This window comes from Caballeronia sp. RCC_10 (genome assembly GCF_041360715.1).
GTDB classification, from domain to species: Bacteria; Pseudomonadota; Gammaproteobacteria; order Burkholderiales; family Burkholderiaceae; genus Caballeronia; species Caballeronia grimmiae.
On sequence record NZ_JBFUPT010000006.1, the window covers coordinates 134,385 to 151,737 of the forward strand.

Here is a 17,353-nt window from a genome sequence, read left to right on the forward strand (position 1 = left end):
AGCCTTGCTTCCACGCTTGACTACTTCGAAGAGCGCAATCTCCATGCCCCAGCTTCCCGGTCCGCGCCGGCCCCCCGCCAAAGTCCTGCCGCCCGACGCGCCGGGCCTGCGCGCACTGGCGTCGCTGCTGACGGGCGTCGTCGTCATATGCGCGCTTTACTTTGGGCGCGCGGTGATGATCCCGATCATCCTCGCCATTCTGTTGAGCTTTCTGCTTGCGCCGTTCGTCGATTTCCTGCGACGCCTGCGCTTCGGGCAGGTGCCGTCGGTGATCGTCGCGGTCGTCGTCGCGTTGTCGGTGCTGACGGCGGTGGGCGCGCTGATCGGTGCGCAGGTAGCGCAACTCGCGGGCGATCTGCCGAAGTATCAGGTGGCCGTCGAACGCAAGGTCGACAACATCCAGCGCCTCACCGTGGGCCGCGCCGACGAGTTTCTCGGGCGCGCGTCGCGTGCGCTTAAGCGCGTGTCGCCCGCACGCGAGCAGGAGCCGCGCACCGACGAGAACAATCCGGCCGCGTCCCCGATCGACCAGCCGATGCCTGTCGAAGTTCACGAGCCGACGCCGACGCCGCTCGAACTCGCGCAGCGCTTTCTGTCGCCGGTGATAAGCCCGCTGGAGACGACCGGCATCGTGCTCGTGGTCGCGGTGTTCATCCTGTTGCAGCGAGAGGATTTGCGCGACCGCCTGATTCGTCTTTTCGGCTCGCGCGACCTGCACCGCGCGACCACCGCGATGGACGAAGCCGCGCGCCGCCTCTCGCGTTATTTCCTCGCGCAACTGGGTATCAACGTGGGCGTCGGGATCGTCATTTCGATCGGGCTCGCGATCATCGGCGTGCCGGGCGCGCTGCTGTTCGGCGTGATGACGACGCTGCTGCGCTTCGTGCCTTACGTCGGCACGTGGATCGCCGCGATCGTCGCGGTGGTCTTCGCGGCGGCCGTCGGCCCGGGCTGGACGATGCTGATCTGGACCGTCGTGCTCTTCGCCATCACCGACATCACGGCGGGGCAAATCGTCGAGCCGCTGTTGTACGGTCATAGCACGGGGCTTTCGCCGTTCGCGGTGATCGTCGCGGCGATTTTCTGGAGCTGGATCTGGGGGCCGATCGGCCTCGTGCTGTCGACGCCGCTCACGCTTTGTCTCGTGATTCTCGGCCGTCACGTCGATCGGCTCGAATTTCTCGACGTCCTGTTCGGCGATCGACCCGCGCTCACGCCCGCCGAGAACTTCTATCAGCGGCTATTGGCGAACGATCCCGACGAGGCGCTCGTGCAGGCGGAATCGCTGCTGAAGGAGCGTTCGCTGATCGCCTATTACGACGAAGTCGCGCTCGAAGGGCTGCGCCTTGCGCACAACGACGTGCAGCGCGGCGTGGTGACGGCGGACCAGTTGAAGCGCATCAACGAATCGGCGCTCGACATCATCGAGGGGCTGGAGGACACGGAGGATACCGTGCCGTCCGGGCCGCGCAAGGAGGAGCCGCCCGCGAGCCCGATGTCGTCGGACGAGGCCGCGAAGATCGCGTCCGAAACGCCGCCCGAGCGCTTCGACGCGGCTGCGGAAGGACACACTGCGTCGGTCCTGTGCATCGCGGGTAGAAGCGAACTGGACGATCTCGCCGCGACCATCGCCGTGCAGCTCTTTCGCAAGCATGGGCTGGGCGCCGATCTGGCGGGCTACGAGGGATTTTCGCGTGGCCGCTTCGGCGAAGTCGACTTGTCCGGCGTGACGATCATCTGCGTCGTGTCCTTCGATGCCGCCGAATCGCCGCCGTATCTGCGCAACCTTTTGCGCCGGCTGCATCAGCGCGCGCCGTCGGCGGAACTGATCGTCGGGCTGGTGTTTCCGGAGAGTCCGCTGCAAGGCGAAGTGCTCGTGCGAACCAGTTCGGCGGCGGTGTCGTTCAAGGAACTGGTCGATGCGTGCGTGGCCGCCGCGCGTCGGCAATCCACGGACGCGGTGTCGTGGACGGCGCCGGGCGCGTTGCCCGCCGAGCCCGCCGAGCCCGCGCAGAGTAACGTGCGGGCGGATGTCGCGGCGTTGCGCAATGCGTGAGCGGGAACGCTGTCAGCCGTAACGGCCGTAACCGCCGTAGTTGGCGACGCGCCGCATTTGCGCGGGAAAGCGGGCCATGCCGCCTTCAATGCGCGCTGCTCGACGCGTGACCCGCTCAGCGATTCCCGTCGAACAGATCGTTGAGCATGGTGTCGAACGCCGCTTGCGCGTCTTCGAGTTCCTGCAGCGCGGCGTCGAATGTTTGCAGCGCCATCTGCGATGGCCGGCCGTCGCCTTCGGGCGGGAACTGCTTCTGCAATCCGAGGAACGCGGTCTGCACCTGCTTCGTCGCATTGACGATACGTTCCATCGCTCGCGCTTCTTCCACGCGATTGTTTTCAGCGGTCATCGGGCACTCCTCGTTGGCAATGTCCTGATAGTACCAAGAGTGCCCGTAGCCGCGCCCGCGCGGCTACGCCGTGGTCCGCTCGCGCGCCGGCTCGACGGTGAAGAGACGCACCGCTTCGTCGAGCACGACGGCGCGTCCAGCGAGACGCTTCGCCGTGGCCGCAGCCTGCTCGACGAGCGCGGCGTTCTGCTGTGTCGAATCGTCCAGATGGGCGACTGCCTGATTCACCTGCGCGATGCCGTCGGCCTGTTCGCCGCTCGCCTTCGCCACTTCCATGATGATCGCCGATACGCGGTTGACCGCTTCGTCGATTGCGCGCATCTGACTCGTCGTGCGCGACACGAGGTTCGTGCCTTCCGCGATCTGCGCGACGCTCGTCGCCACCACGTTCTCGATTTCCTTCGCCGATGCCGCGCATCGCTGGGCGAGCCCGCGCACTTCGGTCGCGACGACCGCGAACGAGCGGCCCGCCTCGCCTGCGCGCGCCGCTTCGACGGCCGCGTTGAGCGCGAGGATGTTCGTCTGGAACGCGATGCCGTCGATCACGTCGGTGATGTCCGCGATGCGACGCGAGGCTGCCGTGATCCGCTCCATCGTCTGCTCGACCTGGCTTGCGATGCGCCCGCCGTCGTCCGCCGCGGCCTGCGCTTCCTTGACGACTTCGAGGGCGCGCACGGTGGCGTCCGCGTTGCCTTGAACGGTCGTGGTGAGCTGGTCCATCGTCGCGGCTGTCTGTTCGAGCGAAGCCGCCTGCAACTCGGTGCGGCGCGAGAGATCCGTGTTGCCGCTGGAGATTTCGCGAGCGGCGTCGAGCACGCCGCCGATCTGGCCGCGCACGTCGAACACGATGGCGGCGAGATTCGCCTTGAGCTGGCCGAGCGCGCGCTGCACTTCGCCGAGATCGTCGTGGCGCGCGTCGGGGATGTCGGCGGTGAGGTCGCCGGCGGCCATGCGTGCGGCGAAGCCGGACATCGTGCGGACGGGGGTATCGAGTTGACGCGAGAGTGCGAGCCATCCTGCGATGCTGGCCGCCGCGCCCGCGCCGAGCGCGATCCAGAACGGCATCGGCGGCGCGCCGCGCCAGGCGGCCAGCGCCGCGATCAGCGTGACGGCCGGCATGGCGGCGAAGCCCATCGCGACCCGCGCGCTGACCGGCATGCGGGCGATGGCAGCGAGCTTGCCCGCGATGCCGCGTCGCACGAGCGCGCCGCCCAAGAGCCGATGCTGCGAATTGCCGTTGCGCATGGTTGCGTAGAGGGCTTCGGCTTCGTTGATTTCAGCGCGGCTCGGCTTGACGCGCACGCTGAGATAGCCGACGGCCTTGCCGTGCTCCATCACGGGCGTGACGTTGGCGCGCACCCAGTAGTGATCGCCGTTCTTGCGGCGGTTCTTGACGAGCGCGGTCCAGGAGCGGCCGGCGCGGATGGTCGACCAGAGATCGGCGAACGCTTCGCGCGGCATGTCCGGATGGCGGATGGTGTTGTGCGGCTGGCTGACGAGTTCATCGCGCGAGTAGCCCGAGACCGATACGAAGGCCGGATTGCAGTACTGGATGTTGCCGGAGAGATCGGTCGCGGAGACGAGCATCTCGGAGGCAGGGTAATCGAACTCGTGCTGGGTGACCGGCTGGTTGTTGCGCATGATGTCCTTTGCTTTTTTTGATTTCGCGCGGTGACGCGCTTTCGCATTTCATGGACATAACGGCAAATTTCCCTACAAAGTTTAGGGGAATGCGGCGGAATGACTCAGGGTCTTCGGCGCTGTTCGTGAAGCGCCTTTGTTTGCTCTTTGCTGGCTGGCGCGTTGGAGAGACGGGCTGGCGTTCTTCATTCGAACTGTTATTGCGTTCGGCATCTTGCGCTGTGGTTGATTCTTATCGTGTCGGTCTATTAGTTCGCCCCTCCCCGGGGCGAGCAAACAGACCGACACGAATACAGGCTCAGCGACCCATAAGACAACCAAGAGCAACCTGCAGAAAAGCTTGCGCAGCAACATGCAAAAACAAACGCCACGCGGCCCGAGCGCAAAATCACTGTGCGCTCCACCCTCCATCGATCTGCAACGCCGACCCGCGCATCTCGCTCGCCGCTTCGGAACATAGAAACACGGTCATATCGCCGATCTGCTCCGGCGTCACGAACTGCGCCGACGGCTGCTTCTCCCCGAGCAACTTCGCCCGCGCCGCATCCGCCGAAAGCGATTCACGCGCCGCCAGATCGTCGATCTGCTTCTGCACGAGCGGAGTCAGAACGAATCCCGGACAGATCGCATTGACCGTCACGCCGGTGCGCGCATTCTCCAGCGCCGCCACCTTCGTGAGCCCAAGAATGCCGTGCTTCGCCGCGACATACGCCGACTTGCCCGCCGATCCCACCAGTCCATGCACCGACGCAATGTTGATCACGCGTCCCCAGTTGCGCGCACGCATCGCGGGAAGCGCGACACGCATCGTATGGAACGCCGAACTCAGGTTGATCGCGATGATCGCGTCCCAGCGATCCACCGGAAACTCGTCGATCGTCGCGACATGCTGAATGCCCGCGTTGTTCACGAGCACGTCGACCGCGCCGAAGCGCTCGTTGGCGAAGGCGATCATCGCTTCGATCTCGTCAGGCTTCGTCATGTCGGCGGGATGATGAACCGCCTGCGCGCCAGTGGCTTCGATCTGCGCGAGCGCGCCGCTCACGTCGCCGAAGCCGTTCAGCACGAGATTCGCGCCCGCGTGCGCGAGCGCCGTGGCAATGCCTAAGCCGATGCCGCTCGTCGAGCCGGTCACGAGCGCCGTCTTGCCGGCAAGCGTTTTCGATGCGGATTGAGTCATGAGCGCTTATCCTATTATTTGGGTTATCAGACGATGCCGGTTGCGTAATACACGCCGATCACGAAGAACACAGCCAGCGTCTTGATGATCGTCACGGCGAAGATATCGCGATAAGACTCGCGATGCGTCAGCCCCGTCACCGCAAGCAGCGTGATCACCGCGCCGTTGTGCGGCAGCGTGTCCATGCCGCCGCTCGCCATCGCGACCACGCGATGCAGCACTTCCAGCGGAATATGCGCCGCTTCGGCGCCCTTGATGAACACATCCGACATCGCCGCCAGCGCGATACTCATCCCGCCCGACGCCGATCCCGTGATGCCCGCCAGCGAACTCACCGAAATCGCCGCATTGACGAGCGGATTCGGAATGCTCTTGAGCGCATCCGATACCACGAGGAAGCCGGGCAACGCAGCGATCACACCGCCGAAGCCATACTCCGACGCAGTGTTCATCGCGGCGAGCAGCGCGCCCGCGACCGCCGCGCGCGTGCCCGGCGCGAAGCGTTCCTTCACGCGCGGAAACGCCGTCACCAGCACGAGCAGAATGCCCAGCAGCAGCGCGCCTTCGACAGCCCAGATGGCGATAACCGGCTTGATGGCCGTCGTCACCGGCGTATGCACGCCCGGCAGCGCTTCAGGCGCCACCGTGTAGCTCGCGCCGTACCACAGCGGAATCCAGCGCGTAAGCGCGAAGTTCGCGACGCCGACGAGCACCAGCGGCGCAATCGCGAGCAGCGGATTCGGCAGATTCGTCGACTCGACGCGTTCCGGCTCGTTCACGAGCGAGGTGCCATAGCCTTCACCCTTGGCCATCGTCGAGCGGCGGCGCCATTCGAGGAAACTCAAACCCACGACGATGATGAACGCCGAACCGATCACGCCGAGCCACGGCGCGGCCCAGCCGGTCGTCTTGAAGAAGGTCGTCGGAATGATGTTCTGAATCTGCGGGGTGCCGGGAAGCGAATCCATCGTGAAGGAGAACGCGCCGAGCGCGATTGCGCCGGGCATCAGCCGCTTCGGGATATTGCTTTGCCGATACATCTCCGCCGCGAACGGATAGACCGCGAACACGACGACGAACAGCGAGACGCCGCCATAGGTGAGCAGCGCGCACACTGCGACGATCACCGCATTCACCCGCGACTTGCCGATGTAGCGAATCGCGGCCGCGACGATCGACTCGGAGAATCCCGACAGTTCGATCACCTTGCCGAACACCGCCCCGAGCAGGAACACGGGGAAGTAGAGCTTCACGAAGCCGACCATCTTCTCCATGAAGATGCCCGAGAACACCGGCGCGACGGCGGCGGGATCGGTGAGGAGGACGGCCGCGAGAGCCGCGATCGGCGCGAAAAGGATGACGCTGTATCCGCGATAGGCGGCCAGCATCAGAAACGCCAGGGCGGCGAGTACGATGAGGAACGACATTGAGTCTCCATAATGTTTGTTCTTTGCAATGTTTCCGGTGCGCCTTGTGACGGCGCTTTCGGCGGGCGGAAACTTGCAGGTTCCGTGCCAGCGTCCGCAGAGACTGGCGATGCGGGTATCGCCAGGCGCTTGAAGCGTCTCCGTTGAGCGAAAGCGTCTACGGATCGAGACGACGCGCAGCGCCGAAACCCGCCAACCCGCACTGCATATCGTCTCCGAAATGAGATACGCTGTCGCCGATACGAGAAAAACGGAGACATGCGCTCATGCGCAACGACTGGATCAACGTGCCGGCGGACTATAGCGACGTCATGCGGCGCGCGATGGAATCGCTATTCAAGACCTTCGAAAATCTGAGCGAAGGCACTTTCATCGTCGATGCGGACTCCCGCGTCGTCTGGATCAACAAGCGGTATGCGGCGCGCTTCGGTTTCTCCGATCCGACCGACGCCATCGGCCTCGATTGCGAAGCCGTTATTCCGAACAGCCTCATGCGCGAAGTCGTCGCGACTGGCAAGCCGATTCTGCTCGACGTGCTCGAAACGGATCGCGAGCCGCTCGTCGTCACCCGGCTGCCGCTGAAGGACGATCAGGGCGCGACGGTCGGTGCCATCGGCTTCGCGCTCTTCGATGAGATGAAGGCGCTGACGCCGCTTTTCGCGCACTACTCGCGTGTACAGCAGGAATTGATCGCAACGCGCCAGTCGCTCGCGCAGGCGCGGCGCGCGAAGTACACGTTCGCGAGCTTCGTCGGCACGAGTCCGGCGAGTCTCGAAGTGAAGCGGCAGGCGCGGCGCGCGGCACTCGTCGATTCGCCCGTGCTGCTGCTCGGCGAAACCGGCACGGGCAAGGAACTGCTCGCGCACGCGATCCACGGCGCATCGACGCGCGCCGCCAAGCCGCTCGTCACCGTGAACGTCGCGGCGATCCCGGACACGCTGCTGGAAGTCGAATTCTTCGGCGCGGCACCGGGTGCGTACACCGGCGCGGAGCGCAAGGGGCGCGTCGGCAAGTTCGAACTGGCGGACGGCGGCACGCTCTTTCTCGACGAGATCGGCGACATGCCGCTGCCCTTGCAGGGCAAGCTGCTGCGCGTGCTTCAGGACAAGGAGTTCGAGCCGCTCGGATCGAATCGCATCGTGCGCGCGGATGTGCGGATCATCGCGGCGACCTCGGCGGATTTGCCGGCGCTGGTCGCGGCGGGGCGGTTCCGCGCGGATTTGTTCTATCGCCTGAACGTGCTGACGATCCACGCGCCGCCTTTGCGCGAACGTCTCGGCGACATCGAGGCGCTCGCTTACGCGATCCTCGAGGAACTGTCGGGCGAAGCGCGCACCGGTCACATCAGCCAGTTCGTGCTGCACGACGACGCGCTGCGCCTGCTCACGGCCTGCGCGTGGCCCGGCAACGTCCGCGAATTGCGCAACACGCTCGAGCGCGCGCTGATGCTGTCGGAAAGCGAGCATATCGATGCGCGGGCGCTCGCGCCTTTCATCGATTCAAAGCCCGCGACGCTGCCCGCGCCCGATGACGGCGCGCCGCCCGCGCTGCCGATGCCGTATGCCGAAGCGATGAACGACTTCGAACGGCGCTTCCTCTCCGATGCGTTGCGCGCAAGCGGCGGGCGTGTCGCGGATGCGGCGCAGCGCATCGGCATCGGGCGCGCGACGCTGTACAAGAAGATCGCGGCGCTCGGCATTGCGGTGTGACATCGGCGGCGCGCACGATCGAATGGATGCGAAGGCATCGCGTGGCATACTCGCGCCATCCATCGGAACCAAGAATAACGACCGGAAAACTAGGGGTGCGGGATGAAGATCGGCAAAAGAATCGGCTCAATCGCGCTGCTCGCGGCGGGGGTGTCGGCGCTCGGCGGGTGCAGCAGTTCACCGCCGCTTTTTTCTGCCGATGGCCGGCCCACGCAACTCGTCACGTGTCCGGCCTATGGCGGCTGGCGTCTTTGCACGGATAACGCGAAGGTGGCGTGCCCGGGCGGTTATGACGTGCTCGAGCAGTCCAGCGAAAATAATCAGAACGCGCTGCTGCTGGCGTGCAAGGCGAACTGACGCGGGAGGCTCGAGGAACGGCGGCGCGCTTCAGTCGTGCTGCGTTTCCCGCAGCATCGTGACGTCGTAGCCGAGTGCGCTTGCTCTTGCGAGCAGTGTGCGGCGCAACTCCGCCGAAGGGCGCGCCTCACGCGTGAGAATCCAAAGGTAACGGCCTGTTGGCTCGCCGACGATCGACCACGTGTAGTCGTCGGCGTGATCGAGAATCCAGTAGTCGCCGACATAGAACGGACCGAAGAACGACACCTCCAGCTTTGTGCCGTTCGAGCCGGTGACGACTTTCGCGCGTCCTTCCGCTGCGCGATATTTCCCTGACAGTCCGCCCTCGCGGCACGCATTGACGACGGAGATCAGTCCGTCCTCACGCCGCGCGTAGTTCGCGGTGACAGCCTCGCAGTTGCGCTCGAAGCGGTTCTCGTAACGCGCGAATTCGAACCAGTGGCCGAGATAGCGATCGAGATCGACGGCCTTCGACGGTTCCGGCACGTTGTCGTTACCGCTTCGAGTGGCGCCCTGCAATGCACACGCGGCCAACGCGCCGATGCCCGCGATCACGACTAGCGCCGCTGCGCCGTACGTCCAAGGTTTTCTGAATTTCATTGCTGTTTGCGGATGAATGGGCCATCGGAGGGAGCAAGGGCCGTTCCGGAACTCCTGAAAACCCTCACCTTTGCGGGGGCGATGGCATTGCCTGGAACCGGATCGCGGTTTGCAACCCGTTGGTCTGCAAGCACTTTTGTACTGGGATTGACTTCAATTCAGCTCGAATACTGCGACTCCCGAATGTTCTCACCACAAACCGGAACGGCTGCGCTGCAGCGGTTCGGCGTCGCATTCGGGCGATAGCGCGTGCGCCCGGCAAAGCTCTAAATATCAAAGACTTGCATTCCTTCACGCGCTACAGCTAGCCGGCAAAACAGTCCATCCGTGAGCCACGCCGTGCGGACCGTCTCACCGTCGCGCGGCTCCCGAACTCTCTCACCTTTGCGATGGCGGGTATGCTTTGGCTCCTTTCGCGTTCCGCAAACGCCTCTCATGTCATCGCTGGTTTCCGGGCTGCCCGCGCTGCTCGCTCCGCTTCTCTCGATCATCCTGCCGGTTTTCGGACTCGTCTTCGCCGGCTTTGCATGCCGCAAGCTCGACAAGCTCGGACCGGCTGCGGCATCGGAACTGAACCGGTTCGTCGTTTATCTCGCCTTACCCGCGCTGCTCTTCGACACGATGACGAAAACGCCGCTCGCCATGCTCGATCAGCCCGCGTTCATTGCGGTGTTCGGGATCGGATCGGCAGTCGTGTTCACGTTGACGCTCGGCGTGCGGCTGATGCAATCGCGACCCCTCGCCGACGCCAGCATCGACGGGCTCAACGCGGCCTATCCGAATACCGGCTTCGTCGGCTTGCCGCTTTGCCTGCTGGCGTTCGGCAAGGAAAGCCTCGCGCCGGCCGTCATCGCGACGATCATGACGGTGTGCGTGCTGTTCGGCGTGGCGATCGTCCTGATCGAACTCGGCTTGCAAACGCAGCGGCACATCGGCGCGACGCTGTGGCGCGTGGCGAAATCGCTCTGCAAGAATCCGCTGTTGATCGCACCGGTCGCGGGCGCGTTGTTCAACGCGTCGGGACTGGCCGTGCCGCAGGGCGGCGAGGCGCTCATCAAGCTTCTGGGCGGAGCAGCGAGTCCCTGCGCGCTGGTCGCGCTCGGGCTGTTTCTCGGCGGCAAGAGCGAAGCGCACAACGTGAGGACGACGGGCGCGCTCGTCGCCTTGAAGCTGATTGCGCAGCCGCTTCTGACCTGGTGGCTCGCCGTTCACGTGTTCAAGCTGCCGGGGCTGTGGGCGAAGACGGCGGTGATACTGAGCGCGCTGCCGACGGGCACCGGCCCGTTCATGCTCGCGGAGTTTTATCGGCGAGATGGCAGCGTGACATCCAGCACGATACTGTTTTCGACCCTGCTGTCGCTCATCACAGTCACGCTGTGTCTTGCGGTCATGCTCTGAGCGCGCGCCGATTATTACGTTGACGACAAGAATTACTTCAGGGGAATGCGCTTTTTCAGCAGACGCCTGATGGATAAAGTTCGCTCATCGATCACGTCCGATCGGCAAACGAACCTCAGGAGATGTCTCATGAAGCGCATTCTTTCTATCCTCGCTGCGTCCATTGCTCTTTTCACTGCCGCCGGCGCGGCACACGCAGCGGACGCGCAGCAGGCTTCGTCCTGCCAAGGGCCGGCGTCGCAATGTAATGTGTTTTTCGGGCAGTAAAGCCGACGTTAAAGCGGACAGGAGGCAACCTCCGAAGCAACAACGCCTCGCATTGTTTCATCCATGAATCGAAACCCGCCGTCCTGCCGTCCATCTCCCCGACTTATCCACAGAATCTGTGGATAAACTTGGGGATAGCTGAGCGCAAACCGTGTAGTGACGCGGCACGAACTGGACTGCGCGATTCATCACAAAAATTGGTTCAATCGCCACGCTGCGCCGACGCGTGACGGTTCGCCGTCGATCCGAATATGATGTGTCCTCGCGACCGGCGGAAGCCCGCCGGTTCACTCACTCTCATCGACGGGGGATCAGGTCATGGCCTACAAGATCGCGGTGGTCGTAGGAAGCCTGCGACGCGATTCGTTCAACAGACAGCTCGCGCATGCGCTCGAAACGCTCGCACCGGACGACTTCACGTTCGAACACGTCGATATCGGCAGCCTGCCGCTCTACAGCCAGGAATACGACAGCGACTTTCCGGAGTCCGCGCGCACGCTCAAGCAAAAAATCTCGGAAGCCGACGGCCTGCTGTTCGTCACGCCCGAGTACAACCGCTCCATTCCGGGCGTCCTGAAAAACGCTCTCGACTGGGGCTCGCGCCCGTGGGGACACAGCGCATGGGGCGGCAAGCCGGGCGCCGTCATCGGCACGTCGCCGGGGGCGATCGGCACGGCGATCGCGCAGTCGCATCTGCGGGGCGTCTGCGCGTATCTCGATATCCCGTTGCTGGGCCAGCCGGAGATGTACATCAAGCACGACGACAAGCGCATCGACGCGAACGGGAACATCGTCAGCGAAGACACGCGCAAGTATCTGCAGGGCTTCATGGACAAGTACGCCGCGTGGGTGCGCGACCACGCCGCCGCCTGACGCAATGAAAACGGCCCGCACGAGCGGGCCGTGTCGTCAGGAAGCAATCACGCGCATCAGATGTGATGTTGCCCCGTCACGCGATCCCAGCCGTGACGGACCGCCGCCTTGAATCGATCCCACGTATCGCCTTCCGGATGCCGCGTCGCCCAGTCGCGGCGCATTTCATACTCCATCTGGTCGTCCCATGCGCGGCTGCGGAAGCGGTCGTCGTTGCCGAGCGTCGCGCCGTAGCGATACGCGCCCTGATAGTCCTCGTACGGCTCGCCGGTCGCCGCATACTTCGCGTCGTAATCGGCGCGGAAGTCTTCCTCATACTCCATGTATTCGTTCGGCGTCGTGCGCGGGCCGAGCGGCACGGCCGCCTGCGACGCCGCCGACGTGCCGATGGGATCGCCTGACGCGCCCATCGCCGGCATCGACTGCGATTGCACCTGATTCTGCGTGTTCAACTGCTGCGGCTTCGCGGGCTCGTCGAGCGGGCTGAGCGGCTCGATGGTATCGATCGAACGCCAGTCCGTGTCCGGATCGACACGCACACCGGGCAGCGGATCGCGCTTGCTCGCTCCGGGCAACTCGCCCGCGTCCGCGCCCACTTCGGCACCCGACGCCAGCGGATCGGCGGGCGTCCCGGCAAGCGGATCGATGCCCGTGGTCGCCAGCGGATCGCGTCCGGTCACCGGATCGCGGCCTGCCAGCGGGTCGCTGGCGGTGCGGACAGTCGTCTTCGTTTCGACCTGCTCGTACTGGACGCTCGACGGCTCCGCCCTGTCGCGCTGCGGGCGCGCGCTCGGCATCAGCGCATCGTCGGCGGGATCGCTCACGTAGTCGCGCGAAGTGAGCGTCGCGGGATCGGTGCGGGCGGGGACATCGACGCGCGGCGCGCCGACGGGATCGACCAGCGGATCGGAAAGCGGCGCGACGGCCGGATCGCCGACATCCGCACGCGGATACGCCCGCGCGCGCGGCGCGGTGTCGACACGCGGCTCGTTCACCGGCGCCTTGCCCGGCACGCCGCTGCCCAGTCCGAGACCGAGTTCGTCGAGGATCGAATGATCGCGGCTGTCGCTTGCGGCGGGCGTCGTGCTTGCGCCGTGCGAGAGCGTCGACCAGCTCGCGGCGCGTTCGTCGATGTCGATCGCGCCGCGATCCGACAGCGTCACGCGGGCGATTTCGGCCTGCTCATGGCTGACCGTATCGACGGCGACGAGCACCGCGCCGCGCCGCACGGCTTCGGAATAATGCGCGACTTCGGGCGGATGATCGCGTCCGCCGAACAGCATGCTGAAGAAGCGCTCGATATTTGCTAGCACGCCCGGCTCCGAGTGCGTCTGCGCGTCGGGCATGTCGGATGGCACGGCGGCGTCGTCGCGTTTCGGGTTCGCCTGCAACTCGATGTCGGTGCGCGCGAAGCCCGCGCTGATCAGCGCCGAGCGCGCATCTTCGGCCTGGTCGTAGGTATCGAATACTCCGATGACGGTGTGTCGCATGGTCGCCTCCTCGCTTCTCGCGGTGTTCCGGGGATCGGCAACGTCGGTTGCCGCACGTGCGTGTGATGACGCAACTGCCGTGCCGGATCGCGAGGCGTGCTGCGCACGGCGCTGCGCTTCACGCGCGCCGCCGCCGCTTTTTACAAGGCCGGCTGCAAAACTGCGATCAGCGATCGACGGGGCGCGCGGCCTGTCCTTCGCGGATGCCGCGCAAAAGCGAATCGAGCAGGGCGATGTCGAAGGGTTTCGACAGCACGCGCGCGTCGACCTGCCGTGCGCGGTCGAGTTCTTCCGCGTAACCGGTGACGAGAATCACCGGGACGCGCGGCTCGAAGCGCTGCATGCGCTCGGCAAGGTCGATGCCGTTCAGTTGCCCCGGCATGTGGATGTCGGAGAGGATCACGTCGAACGGAAAGCCCGACGGCGAAGCGGCGTCGCGCGACGATTCGAGCAGCGTCATCGCGGTATCGGCGTTGAAGACGTAGGTGACCTGGTGGCCCATCATCGTCAAAAGCGCCTCGGTTCCTGCCGCGACTTCCTCGTTGTCTTCGACCAGCAGCACGCGCAGGCCATCCGCTTCCGGGACGGTCGCGGCGGCCGCATCCGCGCTGCTCTCGGCTGTGCCGGCCGCGGCTGTGCGCGGCAGATAGAGGCGCACGGCCGTGCCCGCGCCGACCGCGCTGTCGATGGTCGCCAGGCCGCCCGCCCGCTCGCAGAACGCAAAGACCTGCGGCAGGCCGAGGCCGGTGCCCATGCCTTTGGGCTTCGTCGTGAAAAGCGGCTCGAACGCGCGCCCGAGCACCTCCGGACGCATGCCGACGCCGGTGTCCTGGAGCGTGATCTGAACGAACTCGCCGGTCAGCGGAAAGCCGTCTTCGTGACGGAAGCGCACGTTGTCCGCGCGCACGGTGAAGGCGCCGCCGTTGGGCATCGCGTCGCGCGCATTGACCGCGACGTTGATGAGCGCGAGCTCGAGCTCGGCGGGATCGACGCGAACCATCCCCACGTCCGGCGACACTTCGACGTTCAGCGCGACCTTCGCGCCGAGCGACGCGCGCAGCAGCTCGCGCACCGCCGACACCCACTGACCGAACGCGATGACCTCGCTCCTCAACGGCTGCTTGCGCGCGACGCCGAGCAACTGGCGCGTCAAGGATTGACCGCTCTTCAGCGCGCGCTCCATCGCGGACAGTTCGCGGTCGAGGCCGACCGGGCCTCGCCGCCGCGCGATCTGCACATTGGTGGAGACGATCATCAGCAGGTTGTTGAAGTCGTGCGCGACGCTGCCGACCAGATTGCCGAGCGCTTCCATCTTGCGCGCCTGCCGGTACGCGGATTCGATCGAGCGGCGCATCGACGCTTCCGCCTGCCAGCGCTCCCACGCTTCCTCTTCGATCGCGAGCCGCCGCAGCGACTGCCCGATCACGCCCCACAGCACGACGCACGGCGCGAGTATCGACAGCGCGAGCACGCTCAGGTGCCGATACCACTGGTCCCAGATCGTCGAGATCGGATAGCCGCTCGACACATAGACCGGATACGCGCCGACTCGCCGGAACGCGACGATTTTCAGCTCGTTATCGAAGCCCGACACCATCTTGACGACGCCGCTGCGCGCGCCCGCCTTGTAGGCGGCCCGCAGCGGCGAGTTCGCGGTGAGCGCCGTGGGGGTCGACGGCCGGTCGGGAAACCACGCCAGCACTTCGCCGTCCGCGCGGGCGAGGCCGAGCGAGATCGTCGCACTGTCGCCGAGCAATTCGCGGTAGAACGCGTTGAAGTAGGGCGGCCGGAGCGCGATCGTCACCATTCCCCTGAAGCGGCCGTCGGTCGCGCGGCGCGCAATCGCCGTGTTGAACACGCGCTCCTTGACGACGCTTCCGAGCATGACCCGCGAAATCTGCTCGGCGTCCCTGCTGTCGCGCAGGCTTTTGAAGTCCTCCCGATCGCCGACGGACACATCGGGCGTGGGCCAGCCGCGACTCGTCGCGAGCAGTTTGCCGTCGGGCCCGAAAACGGATGCCGCCGCGACCTGGGGATAGCTGCCGATCATCTCCGCCAGCCGCTCGTGGATGATGACGTCCTGCTGATGGATCGCGTTGGCTTCGAGATCGTCGAGCAGATCGACGATGCGCTCGTTCAGCGTCACGTTTAGATCGAAGACTTTGAGCGCGTGCTCTTCCGCCACGCGCGCATTGCGGGCGACGAGTTCGGATGCGCTGGCTTCGCGGGCGCGATAGTCGGAAATCGCGGTGATCGCCACGTAGACGCACGGAAGCACGACGGCCGCGATGAGCAGCGCATAGAGCGTCAGGCGTTGCGCCGCGAAGTTTCTCTCGGGAACGACGGGAAAAGGCGGCTCTTCCTGCCTGTGCCCCGAGGCGAGCTCGGTGTCGGGTTCCTCACGTTGCAGCGTCATGTTTGGCAGCGAAGTGGAAAACTTTACTTGTGAGGCGTGTCGTTCTTTCCTTGCGGCGGCGACGAAGGACGGCCGCACGCGGGTAAAGGTCGCTTGCATGCACGAACTGTACCGACGCAGAGACCGCCGCAGCAGGATATCGAACGGGCGTGCGTGCAGCGAGTTAGCGAGTTTATCGGAAGCGCAAACGTACACAGAAGGATGGAATACGACGGCGCCGGGATTCGCAAGTTAGGAAATTTTTTCAAAGGAGCGATTTTGAGCGGATTACACCCGACTTGGCGGCTGGTTGAGTTGCTTCCCTATCGTCTTAAGCCGACAATGGAATCCTCTGATTTATACGCCAGAAGAGCGTCTTGCCGAGATGACTCGATGCGCGACGGTGGTTGGAAACTCCGCGCCACGGACGATGGCGCGATAGGCCGGTTGCGCGACTGCACGAAGCAAATGTGGTTACTCGCGGGCTGCGGCGCCGGGGCCGCCTGATTTAGCGATCGAAACCGCGCAACCCTAAAGATCGCTGCAGCGGCGCCGTAAACACATGCGAGAGCATGCCGTGTCTGTCATGACGGCTCTCGGCCCGAAGCTCATTGACCCGACCGACCATGCCTTTGCCAATTGTCATTGCCGATGATTCGCTGCTCGCCCGCAAGGTGCTGACGCGCGCGCTGCCCGAGGACTGGAACGTCGACATTTCCTACGCGACGAACGGGCGCGAGGCGCTCGAGCTGTATCGCGCAGGCCGCGCCTCTGTGATGTTCCTCGACCTGACGATGCCCGACATGACCGGCTATCAGGTCCTCGACGCCCTCCAGCACGAAGATTTGAACACGTTCGTGATCGTCGTTTCCGCCGATGTCCAGCCGATGGCTCAGGAACGTGTACGGGCGCTCGGCGCGATCGCGTTCCTGCCGAAGCCCGTGACGTCCGAAGCGCTGCGTCCCGTTTTGAAGGAGTACGGACTCCATGGTTGACCCCGCCCTCAACGAAGACCAGCGCGACGCGCTGCAGGAAGTCGCCAACATGGCGATGGGCCAGGCCGCGACGCGCCTGTCGAAGCTGCTCGGTACGTTCATCGAGTTGTCGGTGCCGCGCGTGCGCGTCGTCGGCGTGGCGCAGGCGTCGGAGGCGTTGCGCGAGATGACCGGCATCACCGATGCCGTCACCGCCGTGCGGCAGGGCTTCCGCTCGGATATCAAGGGCGAGGCGATCGTGTTGTGCAAGAGTGGCAGCGTGGATCAGCTTTGCGCGCTCGTCGACGATCCGTACACCAAGTCCACCTACGAGACGACCACACGCACCGAGCTCATCTTCGATGTCGCGACGGTGCTGATGGGCGCATGTGTGTCGTGCATTCTCGAGCAGCTTGGGCGTGCGCCGATCTTTTCGCCGCCGGGCATGTTGGGCCTGGAGCTCGCGCTCGACGATGTTTTTCAGCCGGCGATGCTCGCCTGGAAAACGGCGCTTTTGCTCGAAGTGAACTTCGCGCTGGAAGATCACAGCTTCCGCGCGCATCTCGTGATGCTGATGGCGGAAGACGCGATCCAGCATTTGCGTGACGCGCTCGATGCGCTGCTGTCGAGTCTCTGA

General features: G+C 64.9%; 15 protein-coding genes. 8 read left to right on the forward strand and 7 right to left on the reverse strand.

Annotated features, from left to right (window positions below; genetic code table 11):
- The first annotated feature begins 43 nt into the window (after positions 1 to 43).
- The gene (locus tag AB6804_RS13935) at positions 44 to 2,056 is read left to right on the forward strand and encodes an AI-2E family transporter (protein WP_370886924.1); all 2,013 of its coding nucleotides are present in this window, start codon (positions 44 to 46) and stop codon (positions 2,054 to 2,056) included.
- Between the two features lie 115 nt (positions 2,057 to 2,171).
- Here AB6804_RS13935 and AB6804_RS13940 read toward each other — a convergent pair whose 3' ends face one another.
- From AB6804_RS13940 to AB6804_RS13955, 4 genes are all read right to left on the reverse strand, one after another.
- Entirely contained in the window at positions 2,172 to 2,405 is a 234-nt protein-coding gene (locus tag AB6804_RS13940) for a hypothetical protein (protein WP_040050611.1), read from the reverse strand.
- 63 nt (positions 2,406 to 2,468) lie between these two features.
- Complete coding sequence (locus AB6804_RS13945; protein ID WP_370886925.1) at positions 2,469 to 4,046, reverse strand: methyl-accepting chemotaxis protein; 1,578 nt, start codon at positions 4,044 to 4,046, stop codon at positions 2,469 to 2,471.
- Positions 4,047 to 4,434: 388 nt separating this feature from the next.
- A complete protein-coding gene (locus tag AB6804_RS13950; protein ID WP_370886926.1) occupies positions 4,435 to 5,226 on the reverse strand; it encodes a 3-hydroxybutyrate dehydrogenase in 792 nt (263 codons plus the stop codon).
- Positions 5,227 to 5,252: 26 nt separating this feature from the next.
- Positions 5,253 to 6,653 (reverse strand): GntP family permease, encoded by a 1,401-nt coding sequence (locus AB6804_RS13955; RefSeq protein WP_035962880.1) that lies wholly within the window; start codon positions 6,651 to 6,653, stop codon positions 5,253 to 5,255.
- A 266-nt stretch (positions 6,654 to 6,919) separates the two neighbouring features.
- On the opposite strand from AB6804_RS13955, the gene AB6804_RS13960 reads away from it, so the two are divergent.
- Together AB6804_RS13960 and AB6804_RS13965 are read left to right on the forward strand one after the other, a co-directional pair.
- Complete coding sequence (locus AB6804_RS13960; RefSeq protein ID WP_370886927.1) at positions 6,920 to 8,362, forward strand: sigma-54 interaction domain-containing protein; 1,443 nt, start codon at positions 6,920 to 6,922, stop codon at positions 8,360 to 8,362.
- Between the two features lie 102 nt (positions 8,363 to 8,464).
- Positions 8,465 to 8,719: a hypothetical protein gene (locus AB6804_RS13965; protein ID WP_244795345.1), complete on the forward strand. Its 255-nt coding sequence runs from the start codon at positions 8,465 to 8,467 to the stop codon at positions 8,717 to 8,719.
- A gap of 30 nt (positions 8,720 to 8,749) precedes the next feature.
- Here the strand turns inward: AB6804_RS13965 and AB6804_RS13970 are convergent, their stop codons facing one another.
- Positions 8,750 to 9,319 (reverse strand): lipocalin family protein, encoded by a 570-nt coding sequence (locus tag AB6804_RS13970; RefSeq protein ID WP_370886928.1) that lies wholly within the window; start codon positions 9,317 to 9,319, stop codon positions 8,750 to 8,752.
- Between the two features lie 435 nt (positions 9,320 to 9,754).
- Here AB6804_RS13970 and AB6804_RS13975 point away from each other — a divergent pair, with 435 nt between their 5' ends.
- The 3 genes from AB6804_RS13975 (at position 9,755) to AB6804_RS13985 (ending at position 11,857) form a co-directional block, all read left to right on the forward strand.
- Positions 9,755 to 10,717, forward strand: a complete 963-nt coding sequence (locus AB6804_RS13975; RefSeq protein WP_370886929.1) for an AEC family transporter — start codon at positions 9,755 to 9,757, stop codon at positions 10,715 to 10,717.
- A 129-nt stretch (positions 10,718 to 10,846) separates the two neighbouring features.
- Complete coding sequence (locus tag AB6804_RS13980; protein WP_370886930.1) at positions 10,847 to 10,984, forward strand: hypothetical protein; 138 nt, start codon at positions 10,847 to 10,849, stop codon at positions 10,982 to 10,984.
- 318 nt (positions 10,985 to 11,302) lie between these two features.
- Entirely contained in the window at positions 11,303 to 11,857 is a 555-nt protein-coding gene (locus AB6804_RS13985) for an NADPH-dependent FMN reductase (protein WP_370886931.1), read from the forward strand.
- 56 nt (positions 11,858 to 11,913) lie between these two features.
- Here AB6804_RS13985 and AB6804_RS13990 read toward each other — a convergent pair whose 3' ends face one another.
- Positions 11,914 to 13,347, reverse strand: a complete 1,434-nt coding sequence (locus AB6804_RS13990; RefSeq protein ID WP_370886932.1) for a hypothetical protein — start codon at positions 13,345 to 13,347, stop codon at positions 11,914 to 11,916.
- Positions 13,348 to 13,513: 166 nt separating this feature from the next.
- Positions 13,514 to 15,763 carry a response regulator gene (locus tag AB6804_RS13995; RefSeq protein ID WP_370886933.1) on the reverse strand — a complete coding sequence of 750 codons (2,250 nt, stop codon included), beginning with the start codon at positions 15,761 to 15,763 and terminating at the stop codon, positions 13,514 to 13,516.
- A 605-nt stretch (positions 15,764 to 16,368) separates the two neighbouring features.
- On the opposite strand from AB6804_RS13995, the gene AB6804_RS14000 reads away from it, so the two are divergent.
- Positions 16,369 to 16,737 (forward strand): response regulator, encoded by a 369-nt coding sequence (locus AB6804_RS14000; RefSeq protein WP_370886934.1) that lies wholly within the window; start codon positions 16,369 to 16,371, stop codon positions 16,735 to 16,737.
- Positions 16,730 to 17,353: a chemotaxis protein CheC gene (locus AB6804_RS14005; RefSeq protein ID WP_244795335.1), complete on the forward strand. Its 624-nt coding sequence runs from the start codon at positions 16,730 to 16,732 to the stop codon at positions 17,351 to 17,353. Before AB6804_RS14000 ends, AB6804_RS14005 begins: the two co-directional genes overlap by 8 nt.